The following is an 18,382-nucleotide window of genomic DNA, read 5'->3' as shown; positions in this document are numbered from 1 at the left end:
AACAGGGGAATGCAGTCCAAATGTGGGAGCGGGCTTGCCCGCGAAAGGGCCAGTTCAGGCAATCAAGTAGCCGGCCGGATCGCCTTGATCAACGCCTGCAACGAATACCCCAGGCGTGGCACCAATGCCTCGGCACGCGCCGTCAACGCTTGCATATCCAGCTCCTGATCCAACTCCGAAGGCACCAGCAAGATCACATTGCCCTCCTTCACCGGCAGCTCCCAGTAATGCCGGTGATACAACCCGCGCAACAATGCCGCGCCCAATGGTTTGCCATCATCGGTGGCCCATTGGTTGATCACCAGCCAACCGCCGGGGTTGAGTTTCTTCTGGCAGTTCTCCAGGAAGGTCCACGCCAGATGCCCGACGCCGGGACCGACATCGGTATAGAGGTCGACGAAAATCAGGTCGGCCGACTCGGCGGTCTCCAGCAATTGCAATGCGTCGCCAATGCGGATGTACAGCCGCGGGTCGTCATCCAGCCCAAGGAATTCAATGGCCAGGCGCGGCACATCGGGGCGCAGTTCGATGGCTTCCACATCTTCCAGCGGCAGGAACCTGAGGCACGCCTGGGTCAGCGTGCCGGCGCCCAGGCCTAGGAACAGCGCGCTCTCGGGTTGTTCATGACACAACGCACCGATCAGCATCGCACGGGTATAGTCGTACTCCAGCCAGCTCGGATCAGCGGTGAACACGCAGCTTTGCTCGATGGCGTCGCCAAACTCGAGAAAACGGTAATCGGCCACTTCGAGCACACGGATCATGCCGAAATCATCATGGACTTCGGCCAGCAGGCGCTCGACACGCTCCTCGGTCATCACTACTCCTAACGGGTTTGCTGCACGGCAAAGGCGCGATTGTCGGCCAACCGACGGCAACAGGTCACGCACTAATTGCTGATAACATTGGCGCCCCACCGTCAATCAGCCAATCGAGTTCATGATGAGCCAACCCTGGAGCCCCGACAGCTGGCGCGCCCTGCCGATCCAGCAACAACCCCGGTACCCGGACGCTGCACACTTGCTGCAAGTGGAGCAGAACCTGGCCAGCTACCCGCCACTGGTGTTCGCCGGGGAGGCCCGCGAGTTGCGCCGCCAGTTTGCCGAGGTGACCCAGGGCCGCGCGTTCTTGCTGCAAGGCGGCGATTGTGCCGAGAGCTTTGCCGAGTTTTCCGCCGCGAAAATCCGCGACACGTTCAAAGTGCTGTTGCAGATGGCAATTGTGATGACCTTCGCCGCTGGCTGCCCGGTGGTCAAAGTCGGGCGCATGGCCGGCCAGTTCGCCAAGCCGCGTTCGGCCAATGATGAAACCATCGACGGTGTCACCCTGCCCGCCTACCGTGGCGACATCGTCAATGGCATCGGTTTCGACGAAAAAAGCCGCGTGCCGGACCCGGACCGCCTGCTGCAGTCCTACCACCAGTCCACTGCCACCCTGAACCTGCTGCGCGCCTTTGCCCAGGGCGGTTTTGCCGACCTGCACCAGGTGCACAAGTGGAACCTGGATTTCATCGCCAACTCCGCGCTGGCCGAGAAGTACAGCCAGTTGGCCGACCGCATCGACGAAACCCTGGCCTTCATGCGCGCGTGCGGCATGGACAGCTCGCCGCAACTGCGCGAGACCAGCTTCTTCACCGCCCACGAAGCGCTGCTGCTCAACTACGAACAAGCCTTCGTGCGCCGTGACAGCCTGACCAACGACTACTACGACTGTTCGGCGCACATGCTGTGGATCGGCGACCGCACTCGCCAGTTGGACGGCGCCCACGTCGAGTTCCTGCGCGGGGTGAACAACCCGATCGGGGTCAAGGTCGGCCCGAGCATGAACCCGGATGACCTGATCCGCCTGATCGATATCCTCAACCCGGACAACGACCCCGGCCGCCTCAACCTGATCGCGCGCATGGGCGCCGGCAAGGTCGGCGATCACCTGCCCCACCTGATTCGCGCCGTGCAGCGCGAGGGCAAGCAAGTGCTGTGGAGCTCGGACCCAATGCATGGCAACACCATCAAGGCCAGCAGCGGCTACAAGACCCGCGACTTTGCGCAGATCCTTGGCGAGGTGAAGGAGTTCTTTCAGGTGCACCAGGCCGAAGGCACCTATGCGGGCGGGATCCATATCGAAATGACCGGGCAGAACGTCACCGAATGCATCGGCGGCGCGCGGCCGATCACTGAGGATGGCTTGTCGGACCGTTATCACACCCACTGCGACCCGCGGATGAATGCCGATCAGTCGCTGGAGTTGGCGTTTCTGATTGCCGAGACCTTGAAGCAAGTCAAACGCTGAACCGCCCACTGTAGGAGCGAGCTTGCTCGCGAAAATCGTTAACGAAAACGCGGGGCATCAGGATTAATGCGGTGTCTTTGCGTTTTTTCGCGAGCAAGCTCGCTCCTACAGTGATGTGATCATCGCCGCCCGCAACCGGTCGGCACTGGGCCTTTGGCAGTTGAGCTGCACCTGCTCCAGGCCCAGCCAGTCGGCCATTTGCCGCAGGTTCTGCGCCAGCGCCAACATCCCTTCCTCATCCAACCCCGGCTCTTCTTCGTGCACCGCATGCACCGCCAGACGCCCATTGGCGCGCTCGGCACGCAGGTCAACGCGTGCGGCAATCCGCTCGTTGTGCAGAAACGGCAGCACGTAGTAACCGTAAACCCGCTTGTCCTGAGGGGTGTAGATCTCCAGGCGGTAACGGAAATCGAACAGGCGCTCGGTGCGGCTGCGCTCCCAAACCAGCGAATCAAAGGGCGACAACAAGGCACTGGCCGGCACTTTGCGCGGCACTTTGGGATCAGGCAGGCAGTACGCCGCTTGTTTCCAACCGTGCACCTGGCACGTCAACAATTGACCGTCCTCCACCAACTCAGCAAGGCGATTGCGGCTATCGGCCGGGTCGAGACGGAAGTAATCACGCAGGTCTTTTTCAGTACCGACCCCCAACGCGGTGGCGCTGTGCAGCAATAAGCCGCGCTGGGCCTCGGTTTCAGTCACAGAGGCTTGAAGTATATCGCCGGGAATGACTCGCTCAGGCAAGTCATAAAGCCGCTCAAACCCGCGCCGACCGGCGACTGTGACCAAGCCAGCGGCAAACAGCCATTCCAACGCGTGTTTTTCGTCGCTCCAATCCCACCATGGGCCGGCGCGTTCCTCGCGGGTCGACAAACTGCCGGCCCCCAGCGCGCCCTGCTGCTCAACAGTGTGCAGTACACGTTGAATCGTGGCCTGTTGCTCACGCCCAAAACGAGCCATTTGCGAATAAATGCCCTGCCCTTGCCTGGCCCGCTCCATGCGCCAGCGCATCAGCGGGTACAGCGCCATCGGCAATAGCGATGCCTCGTGTCCCCAATATTCGAACAGTGAACGCCGCCGCCCCTGGCTCCAGGCGGCTTGTTCAAGTATCAGCGGGGAGTAGTTGCCCAGGCGGGAAAACAGCGGCAGGTAATGGGAGCGCACCACCGCATTGACCGAATCGATCTGCAACACGCCCAAGCGTTCGATCATACGGTTGAGGTGCGCAGCCTTGATCACTGCAGGCGCCTGGCGCCCGGAAAAACCTTGGGCCGCCAGCGCCATGCGTCGAGCTTGCTTGAGTGAAAAAGACAGGTCGGCGGGCATGGGTTTCTCCGTGTGGGCTCGCCGACTACCCTACTGCATCCGCGATCATTTTCGCAGCGGGTCTTGCCAGAAATGCAGGTGACGCTCCTGTTCCACATCGCCGCGATTGAGGCCGATATCCTTGAGCGCATCATCGCTCAAGGTCGCCAGCATCTGACGCTCCTCATGCAGCGCCTGCCAGCGAGCAACCTTGTGAAACAGCCCGGCAAACGGACGTTTCGCCAGCAATACAAAACCTCTTTGACCTTTCATCTTCTCGCCCTCCAGTGGGGATGGCGCAAGTGTGTGCCCGGCCTTATGATCAATCCAACGAATGTTTCTTATGCAATGCATCTCGGAGATTGATCAATTGTCCGGCTACCCGAGCATCGACACTGAAGTGCTGCGCACCTTCGTCGCCATCGCTGACGAGGGCGGCTTTACCCGCGCTGGCGAACGGGTCAACCGCACGCAATCGGCGGTGAGCATGCAGATGAAACGCCTGGAAGAAGACGTATTGCAGCGCAAGTTGTTCGAACGCGATGGTCGGCAGGTGCGGCTGACGCCCGAGGGCCAGGTCTTGCTGGGCTATGCGCGGCGCATCCTGAAACTGCACAGCGAAGTGTTCAACACCCTGCGCGAGCCGCACATGGTCGGGTTGGTCCGCATCGGCACGCCGGACGACTACGTGATGCGTTTCCTGCCAGGCATCCTCAAGCGGTTTTCCAAGGCATATCCGCTGATCCAGATCGAGATGCACTGCGAGGCGTCGACGGTGTTGATGCAGCGCCGGGACCTGGCACTGACCGTCATCAGCCGCGAGCCTGGCAACGAAATCGGCGAGTTGCTGCGCACCGAGCGCATGGTGTGGGTGGCGGCGCCGTGCTTCTGCGTGGACGAACACGACGCGCTGCCGCTGGCAATTTCCGGGGTCGACAGCTTCTGCACCCAGTGGACCCGTGCGGCACTGGACGCCGCAGGGCGGGACTACCGACTGGCCTACCACAGTTCCAACGTGGCGGCGATTCAGGCCGTGGTGAGTTCCGGCCTGGCGGTGATGGTCAGCATGGAAAGCCTGGTGACCGACGATCTGCGGGTGCTCGGCAACGAAGAAGGTTTTCCGCCGCTGCCATCGATGACGCTTCGATTGCTACGCAACCCGGCGATGACCTCGCCCATCACCGACTGCCTGGCGGAGTACATCCTCGAAGGATTCAAACTTTAAAAGTCAGCATCACCGCGCACACCACCAGGAAGCCGCAGAACAGGCCGCGCAGCACGCGTTCCGGCAATGCATGGGCGACCTTCACGCCCCAACTGATGCTGAGCAGGCCGCCCACGGCCAACGGCACGCCGATCATCCAGTCCACTTCCTGGTGCCAGGCGTAGGTGACCAATGTCACGCCGGTGCTCGGCAATGCCAAGGCCAGGGACAAACCTTGGGCAACCACCTGGGTTGTGCCGAACAAACTGGTCAACACCGGCGTTGCGACCACTGCCCCGCCTACGCCAAACAAACCGCCCATGGACCCGGAGGCGGCACCCAGTACCCCAAGCCATGGCCAGGAATAACGCATCTGCGCCGTCGGCGGCGCGTTACGGGTGAACATGCGCAGCAGGTTGTAGGCGGATAGCGTCAACAGGAAGGCGATAAAACCGATGCGCATCGCACCCGCGTCCAAGCCCACCGCCCAGATCGAACCCAGCCAGGCAAACGTGAAACCCATGACGCCCAGCGGCAGCGCATGGCGCAGTTCGATACGGTTGCGCTGGTGATAGCGCCACAGCGCCAGCATCACATTGGGCACCACCATTACCAAGGCGGTGCCTTGGGCCAATTGCTGGTCCAGGCCGAACAACACGCCCAGCACCGGAATCGCAATCAACCCACCGCCAATGCCAAACAGGCCGCCCACCGTGCCGAGGGCCGCGCCCAAGATCAGGTACATCACTAAATCCAACACCGCTCGTTACTCCGCAATCCCAGGCCTTGCATGCTACGCAGTCGGCTCTGGCGCGGAAACGCACAGCAACGCACAATGGCTGTGCCAATCTCGCATAAGCATTTTTCCGATGAATCCAAATACCCTCACCGACCAACTGGGCCTGTTTCTTGATGTACTGGAAACCGGCAGCTTTTCAGCCGCCGCACGCCGTCATCCGCTGACGCCCTCGGCAGTGGCCCGACGGATCGACAGCCTGGAAAGCTCGGTGGGCAGCCGCTTGTTCCAGCGCAGCACCCACGCCGTGGTGCCGACCCCGGCGGGGCTGGCCTTTGCCGAACGAGCCCGGCGGATTGTCAGCGAGCTGCAACTGGCGCGGGCTGAAGCGGTGTCCCTCAGCCATGCGCCGGAAGGCCTCATCCGAGTCGATGCACCAGCGGCATTTGGTCGACGGCATCTGGCGCCGGTGATCGCGGATTTCCTCAATGTCTACCCGGGACTGGATGTGCACCTGCATCTGATCGACAGCTTTGTGGATATGCAGGGAGCGCACTTGGGCAAGGTCGATCTGGTACTACGAGCCGGCCATCTCGTCGACACGCGGTTGATCGCCACGCCCTTGGCCAGCATCGTGCGCATCGCGTGCGCCAGCCCGGCCTATCTGAAAAGCCGGGGCACGCCGATCCACCCTCGGGAACTGAGCGAACATGACGGGTTGGACTGGGATGGCCTGGCGCCGACGTTCGCCTGGCGCTTCGAGCTGGATGGGCGCCGTGCCACCTATCGACCGCAGCGCATCCGCATGAGCGCCAATAACGCTGAAGCCTTGCTGTCAGGTGCCTTGGCGGGACTGGGCATCGCCCACCTGCCCACGTGGCTGGCCAGCGAATACCTGGTGCGCGGCGAACTGCTGCCCTTGTTCTGCGAAGACGGCCTGCCCAGTCCCGAGACCACCGGCATCTATGCGCTGCGCCTGGAACAGCAGCCAAATGCCCGGAGCCGATTGCTGCTGGAATATCTGAAATCGCGCTTCAGCCCGGTGCCACCTTGGGACCTGGCGCTACAGAGTGGCTTGGTCTGACCTCTCGGACAGAATTATCTGGCGCATTAAAGATTTGCCCGCTAGATTCCAGCCCAGACATGCTTTTTCGAGGTACCGCCATGAGCAAGAACCCTGATCCGTGCGAATCCCTGATGCTGGACAACCAGCTGTGCTTCGCCCTGCACTCCACCTCCCTGCTGATGACCAAGGTCTACAAACCATTGCTGCAAGCACTTGGCCTGACCTACCCGCAGTACCTAGCCATGATGGTGTTGTGGGAAGAGGATGGTTTGACCGTCGGCGAAATCAGCAGCCGCCTGCTGACCGACCCGGGTTCGCTCACCCCATTGCTCAAGCGCCTGGAAGCCGAAGGTGTACTCAGCCGTACCCGCAGCCGCGAGGATGAACGCGTGGTGGTCGTTGAGTTGACCGACGCAGGCCGAGCGTTGCAGGACAAGGCCATGGGCATACCCCAGTGCATCCTGGGTGCCAGTGGCCTGGAGCTGGAGCAATTGCGCAAGTTGCAAAGCGACCTGATCGTGTTGCGCAACAACCTGCAAGCCAGCGTTTAAACCTCTCCCCGTGCAGGCGCTGGCAAGCCGGCCCCTGCAGGTCGAATTTGGAAAAATTTAAAAATTTATCTTGCGCGCTAAACATTAGCGCTATACATTCACCTCACCAACTACTTAGCGCGCAAACATTTAGCGCTAAACACCAAGAGGAAAACACCATGCAAACGCTCTACACCGCAGTAGCCACCGCCACCGGCGGCCGTGATGGTCGTGCTGTTTCCAGCGACAACATCCTCGACGTCAAACTCTCCACCCCCAAAGAACTGGGCGGTGCCGGTGGCCAGGCCACCAACCCCGAACAACTGTTCGCTGCCGGCTACTCGGCCTGCTTCATCGGCGCCCTGAAATTCGTCGCCAGCCAGACCAAACGCAAAATCCCGGATGACGCGTCGATCACCGCCCACGTTGGCATCGGCCAGATCCCCGGCGGTTTCGGCCTGGACATCGACCTGCACATCAGCCTGCCAGGCCTGGCCCAGGACGACGCGCAAAGCCTGGTCGACGCGGCTCACCAAGTCTGCCCGTACTCCAACGCCACCCGTGGCAACGTCGATGTACGCCTGCACGTGACCGTCTAAATGACCTCGGCCGCCCCTGGAGAAGAAAATGAACACAATTGGTAAAGCGCTCACCGGCACCCTGCTCGCCTTGTCCATCAGCCACGCCTTTGCGGCGACAGGGGATGTCGAGCACAACACCCAGGCGTTTCTGGATGTGTTGAACGCCGGCACCGGCAAACCGATGGAACAGCTGACACCCAAGGACGCCCGTGCGGTACTGACCGGCGCCCAGGCCGGTGTGAAGCTGACCTTGCCCAAGGCGGATGTGAGCCAGAAGACCATCCAGGTCGACGGCAAGCCGCTGGACCTGACCATCGTGCGTCCGGCCGGGGTCAAGGGCACCTTGCCTGTGTTCATGTTCTTCCACGGTGGCGGCTGGGTGCTGGGGGATTACCCGACCCATGAACGCCTGGTGCGCGATCTGGTAGTGGGTTCGGGGGCGGTGGCGGTATTCGTCAACTACACGCCTTCACCGGAAGCGCATTACCCGGTGGCAATCAACCAGGCATACGGCGCCACGAAATGGGTAGCCGAGCACGGTAAAGAGATCAATGTCGATGGCAAGCGCCTGGCGGTCGCGGGCAACAGCGTCGGCGGCAATATGGCGGCAGTGGTCAGCCTGATGGCCAAGGACAAGGGCACGCCAGCGATCAAGTTCCAATTGTTGCTATGGCCGGTGACCGACGCCAATTTCGACACTGCGTCCTACAACCAGTACGCCGAAGGGCACTTCCTGACCCGCAACATGATGAAGTGGTTCTGGGACAACTACACCACCGACGCCAACCAGCGCGCCGAGGTCTATGCCTCGCCTCTGCGGGCCACTACTGATCAGTTAAAGGGCTTGCCGCCAGCGCTGATTCAAACAGCTGGCGCCGACGTGCTGCGCGATGAAGGCGAAGCCTACGCTCGCAAACTGGACCAAGCGGGTGTACCGGTGACGGCGGTGCGCTACAACGGCATGATTCACGACTACGGGTTGCTCAACGTGGTCAGCCAAGTCCCGGCAGTCCGTTCTGCACTGCTCCAGGCCTCGGATGAGCTGAAGCAACACCTGAAGTAAAAGCAGTGCCCACGAAAAAGCCCGACACATGGTCGGGCTTTTTTTCGTAGCAGCGGGGCCAGAATTACTTCTTGGCGCGACCTTTGTACGAACCACCTTCGCGGGTGTCGATCTCGATCAGGTCGTCGATTTCGATGAAATCGGCCACTTGCAGTTCGGTACCGTTGCTCAGCTTGGCAGGCTTCATCACCTTGCCCGACGTGTCGCCGCGAGCGGAACCTTCGGTGTAGGCCACTTTACGCACGATGGTGGTCGGCAGCTCTACGGAAACCAGACGTTCTTCGAAGAAAATAGCTTCGCAGACGTCTTCCATGCCTTCTTCGATGAACGGCAGAACAGCTTCGATATCTTCAGCGTTCAGCTCGTACATGGTGTAGTCGGTGGTGTCCATGAACGTGTAGGTGTCGCCGCTGATGAAGGACAAGGTCGCTTCTTTACGGTCGAGGATCACGTCATCCAGTTTGTCATCGGCGCTGTAGACGATCTCGGTCTTGTAACCGGTCAGCAGGTTCTTCAGCTTGGTCTTCATGATTGCGCTGTTACGACCAGACTTGGTGAACTCAGCTTTCTGAACCAGCCAAGGGTCGTTTTCGAGACGGATCACTGTACCGGGTTTCAGTTCTTTACCAGTTTTCATTGCATATATCCGAAATTTGGATGGGATTTACAAAATTCAAGGTGGCGTATCATATCCAACTTTCATAAAACTTCACCAGCGCCGTCGCAAGATCAGCCTGCAAGGCCTGTTCCAGACACCATGTTTCGGCGTGCTGGCTGACCTCTGGCCAATGTTCCAACAGCATTTTCCACGTTTGGGCCATATCGCCCTCCGTGTTCCAGGCTTGCCAGAGGCCGATCAATGCCGCCCTTGCCGACGGTGACAAGCCGGCCGTGTACAGTTCAAGGAAGGCATCGAGCTTGTCGAGGTGAATGTCTTCGTCCTGTCGATAAATGTGCCACAGCAGCGGTCGCCCGGCCCATTGGGCACGCACGAACGAGTCTTCCCCGCGCACGGCATTGAAGTCACAGCACCACAGCAGGCGGTCGTATTGCTCCTGGCGCACGAATGCAATCACCTGCACCGTCAGCGATCCCCGCTGCTGGATATCACCCGCCACCAGACGGTCCAGGCCCAACCAACGCTGCACATCGCCAAGAATGCGCCCCTCGGGCACCAATAGATGAGTGGCACGCCCGTCCGTCGATAACACGTCCAGCCAACTGGCGAGCCCGGCGTTTTCGTAGGCAAACAGTGAGATCAGCCGCGCACCGGCTGTGGGAAACACACCCAAGGTTTGCAGGAAGTCTTGCTGCGCACTCGCATCCTGCTGAAAAGCCCGACGCTGTTCCAGCAACCCGGCCTCACGCAAAAGCCCGCCGGTGCCGGGTCGGAATCCGGGGAAGAAGAAGTACTTCTGCACGCCCTTGAACTTCACCGACGGCAGCCGGTGACAACCCACTACCCATTCCTCGGCACTTAGGTAATCCAGGTTCATCCACACCGGCGTGCGTTCGCGATCGGCCATGGCCTCCATATACCCAGGCGGCAACTGGCAGGCAAACGCGGCGATCACGACATCCGCCGCGGGCGCCCCCATCCACTCAGCCGGCCAATGGCGCACTTCGACGCCTTCCTGCCATTGTTGATCGAGCTGTACGTCAATCTCGGGACACATGCGTTCGAATGCGCGCAGGTCATCGACCCACAAGCGCACATCACAGGCGTGTTCCGCCACCAATTGCCGGGCCAGGCGCCAGGTCACGCCGATGTCGCCGAAGTTGTCGACGACGCTGCAAAAAATATCCCAGCGGGCTTTCATTCCGGGCTCCAACGCTCAAAGGTTCGATTGTCCGCATAAATGCACGGATGCAGAAGGCTTGATCGCGATTATTCTGCACTGTGGCTGTGCGACAATCGCCGCCACGCCGTCAATGCCTGCCAGGAGGGCCTCATGTCTGATCGTCCGTTGTCGCTGTTCAAGCTCAGTGCCGCTATCGCATTTGGCGTATGGCTGGGGTTTATCGCCATCGTGCTGACCACCTGGCTGGCGTCGCGCTACCTGTTCCCCCAGAGCCTGGCGCCAGTAGCCCAGGCGGTGCAGCAATTGGGCAAGCCTGCTGTGGCGGCGCCTGAACCGCCGAATCGCATGTTCGAGCAGTATCAGCAGAACCTGCAGAAACAGGAGCAGCAACAGAGCCTGGACCAGGCGCGCAACAATGCGCGCAACCTGTCCAACCCCAAATGCCAGTTCTGGCTGCAACAGGACCAGAACGCCCCCAGCGAAAAGACCCGGGCCAATGTCCTGCAATTCTGCGATTGATGACCATGAATAAACACGCTGTCCACCTGCTCATCCTGGAAAAGCTCAGTGTCGACCTCGACATCGCCCAGCGCGCCGCCCAGACCGCCTACGAAACCGCGACCCACGAAGAAAATATCGCCGAAAACAAATACGACACCCTGGGATTGGAGGCGTCCTACCTGGCGGCCGGGCAAGCCAAGCGTGTCGAGGAGATCAAGCAGGCGCTGGCGCTGTGCCAGAACCTGCCATTACGGGCTTACGATGATCAGCGCGGTATAGAAGTCGGCGCCCTGCTGGGCCTGGAAGACGAGAACGGTCGCCAGCAATGGCTGTTCCTGGCACCGGATGCGGCCGGTTTGAAGGTGGACGTGGTTGGACAACCGGTGACCGTCATCACCCCGCGCTCACCACTGGGCAAAAGCCTGCTGGGCAAGTTCGAAGGCGATGAGGTAGAGATTCTGGTGGCAGGCGCCCGGCAACATTTTACGGTTACCGAGGCCAAATAAACCGCTGGCTTAATGGACGGGCAATTCAACGCCGTCGAACAGTTCTTCCAGTTCCTGCTTGTTGTGGCATTGGATCGCCTTGGCCATGACTTCGCGGGTCAGGTGCGGCGCAAACTTTTCTATGAAATCGCACATGAAGCCACGCAGGAAGGTGCCACGACGGAAGCCGATCTTGGTCACGCTGGACTCGAACAGCTCGCTGGCATCGAGCACCACCAGGTCTTTGTCGAGGGCCGTGTCGACCGCCATCTTGGCGACGATACCCACGCCCAGGCCCAGGCGTACGTAAGTCTTGATCACGTCGGCGTCGGCGGCAGTGAACACCACTTTCGGCGTGAGGCCACGATGGCTGAAGGCTTCGTCCAGCTTGGAGCGGCCGGTGAAACCGAACACGTAGGTTACGATCGGGTATTCGGCCAGGGCTTCCAGGGTCAGCTTCGGCAGCTTGGCCAATGGGTGACCTTGCGGCACCACTACACAACGGTTCCAGCGGTAGCACGGCATCATCACCAAGTCGCCGAACAGCTCCAGGGCCTCGGTGGCGATGGCGAAATCGACGGTGCCGTCAGCAGCCATTTCGGCGATCTGCATCGGCGAACCCTGGTGCATGTGCAGGGCCACGTCCGGGTACTGCTTGATGAAATCGCGGATCACCGGCGGCAACGCATAACGCGCCTGGGTGTGAGTGGTGGCGATGGACAGGGTGCCTTTCTTCTCGTTGGAGAATTCCTGTGCGATCTGCTTGATGCTTTCGACTTTGCGCAGGATCTCGCCGGCGGTGGTGATGATGCGCTCGCCGGCCGGGGTGACTCGGGTGAGGTGCTTGCCGCTGCGCGCGAACACTTCGACGCCCAACTCGTCTTCGAGCAGGCGGATCTGCTTGCTGATACCGGGTTGCGAGGTGTAAAGGCTTTGAGCGGTAGCGGAAACGTTGAGGTCGTGGTGCGCCACTTCCCAGATGTAGCGCAGTTGTTGAAGCTTCATATGTGTCCCTCAAAGCAGATAGACGCCACGGGTATCAGCGACGGTATATAACTATATTAAAGGTTTGATGGATAAATCTAGAACTTTTTATCGATTTTCATCCATCACACGTCATCACTGCGTCGACGTTGCAACGAAGGCACCAGGTAGACCGGCACCGTAGACAGCTGCAGCACCCGTGCAGCGGTGCGACCCAACGGGGTGGCCGCCGCGGTTGCATGGCTGTGACTTCCTACGATCAACAGATCCACGGAAAGTTTGCGCAGTTGGTCGAGTATCACCTCGCAGGGATCCCCCTGGATCACCCGTACCGAGCGAATCAACTTCAGGTCTTGCTCCCCGTCCCCCAACTCCTCGCGAAAACTGTCCAGCACCCGCTGTTCGATCGTCGCCATGACCGTGGTCAGCCCCTGGCTTTGCCATTCACTCAGGGCCGTCTCATCAAGGTAGCTCTGCAACACCGATTCGGCGAACAGGCCGATAGGCTCGACCACGTGAATCACATACAGGTCCGCCTTGAACGTTCGGGCCAGCGCCAGCGCATGTTGCATCACATAAGGCGCGTACAGACCAAGGTCCGTGGCGTACAGCATCGAACGGATCATAGAACCTCCTGGACTGCCAGGATGGCGGAGATCAAATGAGCTTAGCAGCGCCCGGACGACTTCGACTGACTTAGCTCTTCACCTCATTACTGATGCCATGGGGCACGTGCCCGGTGGCCACAAACTCCATGGCTTTCTCACAATGCCCGGCCTGGTCGTCAAAAAATACATCGGCGGCAAACGCTTCCAGGAACGCGGATTTTTCAAGGCCGCCGAGGAACAGCGACTCATCCAGGCGGATATCCCACTCACGCAAGGTGCGAATCACCCGCTCATGGGACGGCGCCGAACGCGCGGTGACCAAGGCCGTGCGGATCGGACAGGCCTCATCGGGAAACTCGCGCTGCAACAGGTTGAGTGCCGCCAGAAAGCCCTTGAACGGACCGCCGTGCAACGGTTGGCGCGCCGACTCGCGCTCATTGGCCTGGAACGCTGCCAAACCGCCGGCCTGGTACACACGCTCTGACTCATCGGAAAACAGGACGGCGTCGCCGTCGAAGGCAATGCGCAGTTCTTCGCTCGATGCGCGGTTCGGGCCACCCGACAGAATCGTCGCTGCCGCGAACCCTGCATCGAGCGCACTGCGCACGTCCTCGGCATGGGTCGAAAGAAACAGATGGCAGCCAAACGCCGCCAAATAAGGATAAGGACTACGCCCGCCTACGAAAGCAGCGCGGGAAATATCCAGGCCGTAATGCTGGATCGAATTGAACACGCGCAAGCCGGTGTCAGCGCTGTTACGCGACACCAGCACCACTTCAACCCGCGCACGGCCCAGGCTGGCGTTCAGGCTCAGCAGTTTCTTGACCAACGGCAAAGCATCACCAGGCTCGAGGATTTCCTCCTCATGCTCGATCTGGTATTTGCGGTACGCCTCGACGCCTTGGGCGAGGTAGACCTTATGGCTGTCACTCAGGTCGAACAGTGCCCGCGACGAAATCGCCAGCACCAGTTTGTCGCCCAATCCCTTTGCCATGGTGTATCCCCCTGCTCAGCGGTTACGCCGATCAATAAAACTCAAGGCCTGGTACAGCGCCTGCATCCGTGGCAGCTCACAGCCGGCAGCCCTGGCCGCAGCGAGTGGTCGGGCATAGATCGCCGCCAGTTCCAGCGGGCGTTTGTGCACGTGGTCGTGGTACATGCTCGGCAGGTAGTCAGCCATGGTTTCAGTCATGGTGAACATCTGCTCGGCATAGCTTTGGGGAATGTCATGACCGCAGGCATGGGCGCCCTGCACCACTTCGGCCATCAACGCCTGGATCAACTCGCGACTGGATTCGTCCGCCATCATCGCCGTGGTCCCCGTGCCCAACAATACGGACAGACCGTTGTAGGGCACATTCCACACGAGTTTGTGCCAGCGAGCCTGATGCACATTGGCCATGGCCTGGGACTCGATACCGGCCTGGTGAAACAACGCAGCGCCCGCTTCGACAATCGCTTTCTGGAGGGCGTCATCATTGGCCGCTGTGCCACTGTGATACCCCAGGTTGACCCGGCCCAACGCCTGGTGCTCGACAACACCGGGGGCAGAACGATGCACACCGATGTAGCACAAGCCCCCCAGCAGGTGCAGCGACGCGGGCAAGTGTTCACGCAGGCTGTCTTCTACATCGAGGCCGTTTTGCAGCAACACCACCTTGGCATCCGGCGCGGCCACCTGGGCGAGGGTCGGGGCCAATTCGACGTTGCCGGTCGACTTGGTGCCCACCAGCAGCCAGTCGCACGGCGGCATATCGGCAGCGCGGGCATAGGCCTGCACCGGATGCAGATGCAGGGCACCGTGCACCGTGCTGTTCAAGTGCAGGCCGTGCTCGCTGACCGCCGCGTATTCACTGCGCAACAGAAAGTGCACATCGAAACCTGCACGCGCCAGCATCAATCCGTAGAAACCACCAATGGCACCTGTGCCGATAATGCCGATGCGTGGCGACTGGGGGCTAACTGCTGTCATGGCAAATCCTCAGGTGAACGGGTGAGTGCCTGTTTTACGGCATCGAAAACGTCATCACGCGTAAGACGTGTCTGTATCTGCCCAAGGAATTGACCCTCGCACACCACGAACAGCGCCGGCAAATGAAAGATCTGGTAGCGTTCGACCGCACCACCATTATGCCCGGCGTCCACCCAGCAAAGCCGGTCCACCGGTAACGGCCAGCCCGGCAGTTGCTGGCGTGCCCAGCGGCAACTGGAACACCCTGCGCTGGTAAAGATGAGTAGAGAAATACCTGGCAATCCCAGCAATTGCTGGTCAATATCCAGGTCGGTCAATTCCAGTTCCTTCACTATACTGCTGCCACCGCCGTCAATTGGACGGTGCTCGGAGTCCGTGTACATGGGTCGTTTTTTACCTCACCCTGATGATGTCGCTGTCGAGTTAATCCAACGTCCCTCTCCCGCCATACCCCGCCAACGCCTACACACTATCGGCCTGGGCGGCATCGCCTGCCATTGGCCACGCGCCTGGCGCGAAGGCACGGCGGTTGATCTGCACATCCCCTCCCTGGGCGCCAGCGCACGCTACCCAGGCTATGTGGCGTGGTGCCGCAAGGTGGAAAACGGCTACCGCGTCGGTGTCTCGTTTACCGATGAACATGCGTTGTTCGGTGCGCGCATGGGTGAGCAAGCATGCCGGATAGAGCGCTATTGCCGCCAGCACGAAGACGCCGAGCCAACCCCCCAACAACTCGAAGCCCTCGCCCGTGAATGGGTATCGCGCCATGCCAGTGAGTTCTCCCATGAAGCCTTTGTGGCGCCAGCACTGGATTAAAGCGGGCTTTGCCCATTGTCGCGGGCCGGTGTTACGCGCTAAGGTTCCTCCCCCCTGCATTCAAATCATGCTGTGCTCCGCCGCACGGGGATGGCTGGCGGCCGGCACCCGTGACCCTGACGAGTAACACGATGGCTGATTTACCGATCAATGACCTAAACGTCGAATCCAACGAGACCCTGATCACGCCCGATCAGCTCAAGCGCGAAATCCCTTTGAGCGACGCTGCCCTGCAGACCGTCACCAAGGGCCGCGAAGTCATCCGTGACATTCTCGATGGCACCGACCACCGTCTGTTCGTCGTCATCGGGCCTTGCTCGATCCACGACCTCAAGGCTGCCCACGAGTACGCCGAGCGCCTCAAAGTGCTGGCGGCGGAAGTGTCCGACACCCTATACCTGGTGATGCGCGTCTATTTCGAGAAACCGCGCACCACCGTCGGCTGGAAAGGCTTGATCAACGACCCGTACCTGGACGACTCGTTCAAGATCCAGGACGGCCTGCACATTGGTCGCCAGTTGCTCCTGGACCTGGCCGAAATGGGCCTGCCCACCGCCACCGAAGCCCTGGACCCGATCTCTCCGCAGTACCTGCAGGACCTGATCAGTTGGTCAGCCATCGGCGCACGCACCACTGAATCCCAGACGCACCGTGAAATGGCGTCCGGCCTGTCCTCGGCCGTGGGTTTCAAGAACGGCACCGACGGCGGCCTGACCGTGGCGATCAACGCGCTGCAGTCGGTTTCCAGCCCGCACCGTTTCCTGGGGATCAACCAGGAAGGTGGCGTGTCTATCGTCACCACCAAGGGCAACGCCTATGGCCACGTGGTACTGCGCGGCGGCAACGGCAAACCCAACTATGATTCGGTCAGCGTCGCCCTGTGCGAACAGGCTCTGAACAAGGCAAGGATCAAGCCGAACATCATGGTCGACTGCAGCCACGCCAACTCCAACAAGGACCCGGCCCTGCAGCCGCTGGTAATGGAAAACGTTGCCAACCAGATTCTCGAAGGCAACCAGTCGATCATCGGGCTGATGGTCGAGAGCCACCTGAACTGGGGTTGCCAGGCGATTCCAAAAGACCTGGCCGACTTGCAATACGGCGTGTCGATCACCGATGCTTGCATCGACTGGGCCGCCACCGAAAACACCCTGCGCAGCATGCACGCCAAGCTCAAGGATGTTTTGCCAAAGCGCAAACGCACCTGAGTACACACTGCGCACACAAAAACGCCGGGCAATGCCCGGCGTTTTTCATGGTGCTGTCTTAAGCCTTACAGCTTAGCGGCATGGCGCTGGTGGCGCTCCATGTAGCGTTCGACATAAGAGCACGAAGGGATCACCGTGTAGCCCGCCTCTTCGGCAAACTTCAAGGCTTCCTCGGTCAGCGCCGCTGCAATACCACGGCCCCGCAGTGCGTTGGGCACGAAGGTCCGATAGATATCCAGGGTCTGTTTGCCGAGGTCCATATAGGTCAGATAGGCACGATGACCGTCCACATTGGTCTCGAACTGATGACCAGCCTGGTCATGGTGGATGGACAACGCCTCGCTCATCACTACTCCTCGCGGGTCTTGGTTTCTGACCCCTACCTTACCGATGTTTTTCCGGCGAAGGAACATCTACGCCACCCCGTGCCGGTTTCGACAACGAGAAAACCCTGAGCGCTCACACCTGCACGTAGGGAATAGTAGGCACCAATCCTGCAATTGCTCAAGGCGCACTCGTCATCCCCTGCCACGGGTGGATATAGAAAGGGCTTCGATCTACCGATGATCGAAAGCCTGAACATTGCCGGCAGTTGAACCTTGAGACGAACAGGCGCTCTTAAAGTCACCTCTACATGCGCAAAAGATGCCGGGCAACGCGAAGCCATGCTGAACGTAAGTGTCAGCGTGGATATATAAAATTTCATCTGTTTACAGGGCTTAACACATGCAGGCCGGCCCTTTCAGCCTAGGTCCGATGTACGCCTGATTGAAAAAAACTGGACGCTTTTTATACAAACCTCCAAAAGATTAGCCAAAATAGATTCGGCACGAGAATTTTTTTTGCTTCTTGCGCTACGTCAGTTTACTTACTACAAGTAATGGGTAGTATGTACGCCGGCTATTAGCTCACTCTGAGAAACTAGCCACCTAATAGAAAGTCCTTGAAGGGGAACACGATGAACAACGTTCTGAAATTCTCTGCTCTGGCTCTGGCCGCAGTTCTGGCTACCGGTTGCAGCAGCGTCTCCAAAGAAACCGAAGCTCGTCTGACTGCAACTGAAGACGCAGCAGCTCGCTCCCAGGCCCGTGCAGACGAAGCCTACCGTAAAGCTGATGAAGCTCTGGCTGCTGCTCAAAAAGCACAACAGACTGCTGACGAAGCTAACGAGCGCGCTCTGCGCATGCTTGAAAAAGCTAGCCGCAAGTAATAATCCCTCGGGGTTGTTATCA

23 protein-coding genes are annotated in these 18,382 nt (G+C 60.0%); 11 read left to right on the top strand and 12 right to left on the bottom strand.

The features are described 5' to 3' along the window. Positions 1-62: 62 nt before the first annotated feature. Positions 63-818 (bottom strand): spermidine synthase, encoded by a 756-nt coding sequence (locus BLR69_RS30115; RefSeq protein WP_071496295.1) that lies wholly within the window; start codon positions 816-818, stop codon positions 63-65. Between the two features lie 124 nt (positions 819-942). Here BLR69_RS30115 and BLR69_RS30110 point away from each other — a divergent pair, with 124 nt between their 5' ends. Beyond that, positions 943-2,289, top strand: a complete 1,347-nt coding sequence (locus tag BLR69_RS30110) for a class II 3-deoxy-7-phosphoheptulonate synthase (RefSeq protein WP_058427961.1) — start codon at positions 943-945, stop codon at positions 2,287-2,289. 105 nt (positions 2,290-2,394) lie between these two features. Here the strand turns inward: BLR69_RS30110 and BLR69_RS30105 are convergent, their stop codons facing one another. After that, complete coding sequence (locus tag BLR69_RS30105) at positions 2,395-3,615, bottom strand: winged helix-turn-helix domain-containing protein (RefSeq protein ID WP_071496296.1); 1,221 nt, start codon at positions 3,613-3,615, stop codon at positions 2,395-2,397. A gap of 45 nt (positions 3,616-3,660) precedes the next feature. After that, complete coding sequence (locus tag BLR69_RS30100; RefSeq protein ID WP_071496297.1) at positions 3,661-3,867, bottom strand: DUF1127 domain-containing protein; 207 nt, start codon at positions 3,865-3,867, stop codon at positions 3,661-3,663. A 70-nt stretch (positions 3,868-3,937) separates the two neighbouring features. On the opposite strand from BLR69_RS30100, the gene BLR69_RS30095 reads away from it, so the two are divergent. Beyond that, the gene (locus tag BLR69_RS30095; RefSeq protein WP_071496298.1) at positions 3,938-4,819 is read left to right on the top strand and encodes a LysR family transcriptional regulator; all 882 of its coding nucleotides are present in this window, start codon (positions 3,938-3,940) and stop codon (positions 4,817-4,819) included. Here the strand turns inward: BLR69_RS30095 and BLR69_RS30090 are convergent. After that, positions 4,809-5,558, bottom strand: a complete 750-nt coding sequence (locus tag BLR69_RS30090) for a sulfite exporter TauE/SafE family protein (protein WP_058427965.1) — start codon at positions 5,556-5,558, stop codon at positions 4,809-4,811. The genes BLR69_RS30095 and BLR69_RS30090 overlap by 11 nt on opposite strands. A gap of 109 nt (positions 5,559-5,667) precedes the next feature. Here BLR69_RS30090 and BLR69_RS30085 point away from each other — a divergent pair, with 109 nt between their 5' ends. From BLR69_RS30085 to BLR69_RS30070, 4 genes are all read left to right on the top strand, one after another. After that, on the top strand, positions 5,668-6,618 hold the full coding sequence (locus BLR69_RS30085) for a LysR family transcriptional regulator (RefSeq protein ID WP_071496299.1): 951 nt from the start codon (positions 5,668-5,670) through the stop codon (positions 6,616-6,618). Between the two features lie 80 nt (positions 6,619-6,698). Further along, a complete protein-coding gene (locus BLR69_RS30080) occupies positions 6,699-7,151 on the top strand; it encodes a MarR family winged helix-turn-helix transcriptional regulator (RefSeq protein WP_071496300.1) in 453 nt (150 codons plus the stop codon). 158 nt (positions 7,152-7,309) lie between these two features. Continuing rightward, the gene (locus BLR69_RS30075; RefSeq protein WP_010176159.1) at positions 7,310-7,729 is read left to right on the top strand and encodes an organic hydroperoxide resistance protein; all 420 of its coding nucleotides are present in this window, start codon (positions 7,310-7,312) and stop codon (positions 7,727-7,729) included. 28 nt (positions 7,730-7,757) lie between these two features. Then, on the top strand, positions 7,758-8,774 hold the full coding sequence (locus tag BLR69_RS30070) for an alpha/beta hydrolase (RefSeq protein ID WP_071496301.1): 1,017 nt from the start codon (positions 7,758-7,760) through the stop codon (positions 8,772-8,774). 64 nt (positions 8,775-8,838) lie between these two features. Here the strand turns inward: BLR69_RS30070 and BLR69_RS30065 are convergent, their stop codons facing one another. Beyond that, complete coding sequence (locus BLR69_RS30065; protein ID WP_003172723.1) at positions 8,839-9,411, bottom strand: elongation factor P; 573 nt, start codon at positions 9,409-9,411, stop codon at positions 8,839-8,841. Between the two features lie 49 nt (positions 9,412-9,460). Next, positions 9,461-10,594 carry an elongation factor P maturation arginine rhamnosyltransferase EarP gene (gene earP, locus BLR69_RS30060; RefSeq protein WP_071496302.1) on the bottom strand — a complete coding sequence of 378 codons (1,134 nt, stop codon included), beginning with the start codon at positions 10,592-10,594 and terminating at the stop codon, positions 9,461-9,463. 132 nt (positions 10,595-10,726) lie between these two features. Here earP and BLR69_RS30055 point away from each other — a divergent pair, with 132 nt between their 5' ends. Further along, positions 10,727-11,095: a hypothetical protein gene (locus BLR69_RS30055; RefSeq protein WP_071496303.1), complete on the top strand. Its 369-nt coding sequence runs from the start codon at positions 10,727-10,729 to the stop codon at positions 11,093-11,095. 5 nt (positions 11,096-11,100) lie between these two features. Further along, entirely contained in the window at positions 11,101-11,583 is a 483-nt protein-coding gene (locus BLR69_RS30050) for a GreA/GreB family elongation factor (protein WP_071496327.1), read from the top strand. Positions 11,584-11,592: 9 nt separating this feature from the next. Here the strand turns inward: BLR69_RS30050 and cysB are convergent, their stop codons facing one another. From cysB to BLR69_RS30025, 5 genes are all read right to left on the bottom strand, one after another. Beyond that, positions 11,593-12,567: an HTH-type transcriptional regulator CysB gene (cysB, locus tag BLR69_RS30045; protein WP_012722988.1), complete on the bottom strand. Its 975-nt coding sequence runs from the start codon at positions 12,565-12,567 to the stop codon at positions 11,593-11,595. 104 nt (positions 12,568-12,671) lie between these two features. Next, positions 12,672-13,172 carry a universal stress protein gene (locus BLR69_RS30040; RefSeq protein WP_071496304.1) on the bottom strand — a complete coding sequence of 167 codons (501 nt, stop codon included), beginning with the start codon at positions 13,170-13,172 and terminating at the stop codon, positions 12,672-12,674. 70 nt (positions 13,173-13,242) lie between these two features. Beyond that, on the bottom strand, positions 13,243-14,148 hold the full coding sequence (locus BLR69_RS30035) for a 5'-nucleotidase (protein ID WP_071496305.1): 906 nt from the start codon (positions 14,146-14,148) through the stop codon (positions 13,243-13,245). Between the two features lie 15 nt (positions 14,149-14,163). Further along, complete coding sequence (locus tag BLR69_RS30030) at positions 14,164-15,126, bottom strand: putative 2-dehydropantoate 2-reductase (protein WP_071496306.1); 963 nt, start codon at positions 15,124-15,126, stop codon at positions 14,164-14,166. Next, positions 15,123-15,509: a YbbN family protein gene (locus tag BLR69_RS30025; RefSeq protein ID WP_071496307.1), complete on the bottom strand. Its 387-nt coding sequence runs from the start codon at positions 15,507-15,509 to the stop codon at positions 15,123-15,125. The genes BLR69_RS30030 and BLR69_RS30025 overlap by 4 nt, the downstream gene beginning before the upstream one ends. Between BLR69_RS30025 and BLR69_RS30020 the strand changes: the two genes are divergently transcribed. Both BLR69_RS30020 and BLR69_RS30015 read left to right on the top strand, forming a co-directional pair. After that, positions 15,508-15,942 carry a PilZ domain-containing protein gene (locus BLR69_RS30020; RefSeq protein WP_076955297.1) on the top strand — a complete coding sequence of 145 codons (435 nt, stop codon included), beginning with the start codon at positions 15,508-15,510 and terminating at the stop codon, positions 15,940-15,942. The two genes, BLR69_RS30025 and BLR69_RS30020, sit on opposite strands and share 2 nt — an antisense overlap. A 131-nt stretch (positions 15,943-16,073) precedes the next feature. After that, positions 16,074-17,150, top strand: coding sequence for a 3-deoxy-7-phosphoheptulonate synthase (locus BLR69_RS30015; protein ID WP_071496309.1), 1,077 nt, complete (start codon positions 16,074-16,076; stop codon positions 17,148-17,150). Between the two features lie 65 nt (positions 17,151-17,215). Here the strand turns inward: BLR69_RS30015 and BLR69_RS30010 are convergent, their stop codons facing one another. Continuing rightward, positions 17,216-17,497, bottom strand: a complete 282-nt coding sequence (locus tag BLR69_RS30010; RefSeq protein ID WP_003189869.1) for a GNAT family N-acetyltransferase — start codon at positions 17,495-17,497, stop codon at positions 17,216-17,218. Between the two features lie 611 nt (positions 17,498-18,108). On the opposite strand from BLR69_RS30010, the gene oprI reads away from it, so the two are divergent. Further along, positions 18,109-18,360 carry an outer membrane lipoprotei OprI gene (oprI, locus tag BLR69_RS30005; protein ID WP_003172710.1) on the top strand — a complete coding sequence of 84 codons (252 nt, stop codon included), beginning with the start codon at positions 18,109-18,111 and terminating at the stop codon, positions 18,358-18,360. The last annotated feature ends 22 nt before the right edge of the window (positions 18,361-18,382 follow it).

It is taken from the genome of Pseudomonas azotoformans, from assembly GCF_900103345.1.
Classification (GTDB): Bacteria; Pseudomonadota; Gammaproteobacteria; order Pseudomonadales; family Pseudomonadaceae; genus Aquipseudomonas; species Aquipseudomonas azotoformans.
Note: the sequence above shows the minus strand (reverse complement) of the source record. Positions and strands in the feature narration are given on the sequence as shown.

Bases quoted from the DNA above. Each gene is read 5' to 3' on its own strand.
- BLR69_RS30115 (WP_071496295.1), bottom strand. From the start codon at position 818: ATGACCGAGGAGCGTGTCGAGCGCCTGCTGGCCGAAGTCCATGATGAT.
- BLR69_RS30110 (WP_058427961.1), top strand. From the start codon at position 943: ATGAGCCAACCCTGGAGCCCCGACAGCTGGCGCGCCCTGCCGATCCAG.
- BLR69_RS30105 (WP_071496296.1), bottom strand. From the start codon at position 3,615: ATGCCCGCCGACCTGTCTTTTTCACTCAAGCAAGCTCGACGCATGGCG.
- BLR69_RS30100 (WP_071496297.1), bottom strand. From the start codon at position 3,867: ATGAAAGGTCAAAGAGGTTTTGTATTGCTGGCGAAACGTCCGTTTGCC.
- BLR69_RS30095 (WP_071496298.1), top strand. From the start codon at position 3,938: ATGCAATGCATCTCGGAGATTGATCAATTGTCCGGCTACCCGAGCATC.
- BLR69_RS30085 (WP_071496299.1), top strand. From the start codon at position 5,668: ATGAATCCAAATACCCTCACCGACCAACTGGGCCTGTTTCTTGATGTA.
- BLR69_RS30080 (WP_071496300.1), top strand. From the start codon at position 6,699: ATGAGCAAGAACCCTGATCCGTGCGAATCCCTGATGCTGGACAACCAG.
- BLR69_RS30075 (WP_010176159.1), top strand. From the start codon at position 7,310: ATGCAAACGCTCTACACCGCAGTAGCCACCGCCACCGGCGGCCGTGAT.
- BLR69_RS30070 (WP_071496301.1), top strand. From the start codon at position 7,758: ATGAACACAATTGGTAAAGCGCTCACCGGCACCCTGCTCGCCTTGTCC.
- BLR69_RS30065 (WP_003172723.1), bottom strand. From the start codon at position 9,411: ATGAAAACTGGTAAAGAACTGAAACCCGGTACAGTGATCCGTCTCGAA.
- earP (WP_071496302.1), bottom strand. From the start codon at position 10,594: ATGAAAGCCCGCTGGGATATTTTTTGCAGCGTCGTCGACAACTTCGGC.
- BLR69_RS30055 (WP_071496303.1), top strand. From the start codon at position 10,727: ATGTCTGATCGTCCGTTGTCGCTGTTCAAGCTCAGTGCCGCTATCGCA.
- BLR69_RS30050 (WP_071496327.1), top strand. From the start codon at position 11,101: ATGAATAAACACGCTGTCCACCTGCTCATCCTGGAAAAGCTCAGTGTC.
- cysB (WP_012722988.1), bottom strand. From the start codon at position 12,567: ATGAAGCTTCAACAACTGCGCTACATCTGGGAAGTGGCGCACCACGAC.
- BLR69_RS30040 (WP_071496304.1), bottom strand. From the start codon at position 13,172: ATGATCCGTTCGATGCTGTACGCCACGGACCTTGGTCTGTACGCGCCT.
- BLR69_RS30035 (WP_071496305.1), bottom strand. From the start codon at position 14,148: ATGGCAAAGGGATTGGGCGACAAACTGGTGCTGGCGATTTCGTCGCGG.
- BLR69_RS30030 (WP_071496306.1), bottom strand. From the start codon at position 15,126: ATGACAGCAGTTAGCCCCCAGTCGCCACGCATCGGCATTATCGGCACA.
- BLR69_RS30020 (WP_076955297.1), top strand. From the start codon at position 15,508: ATGGGTCGTTTTTTACCTCACCCTGATGATGTCGCTGTCGAGTTAATC.
- BLR69_RS30025 (WP_071496307.1), bottom strand. From the start codon at position 15,509: ATGTACACGGACTCCGAGCACCGTCCAATTGACGGCGGTGGCAGCAGT.
- BLR69_RS30015 (WP_071496309.1), top strand. From the start codon at position 16,074: ATGGCTGATTTACCGATCAATGACCTAAACGTCGAATCCAACGAGACC.
- BLR69_RS30010 (WP_003189869.1), bottom strand. From the start codon at position 17,497: ATGAGCGAGGCGTTGTCCATCCACCATGACCAGGCTGGTCATCAGTTC.
- oprI (WP_003172710.1), top strand. From the start codon at position 18,109: ATGAACAACGTTCTGAAATTCTCTGCTCTGGCTCTGGCCGCAGTTCTG.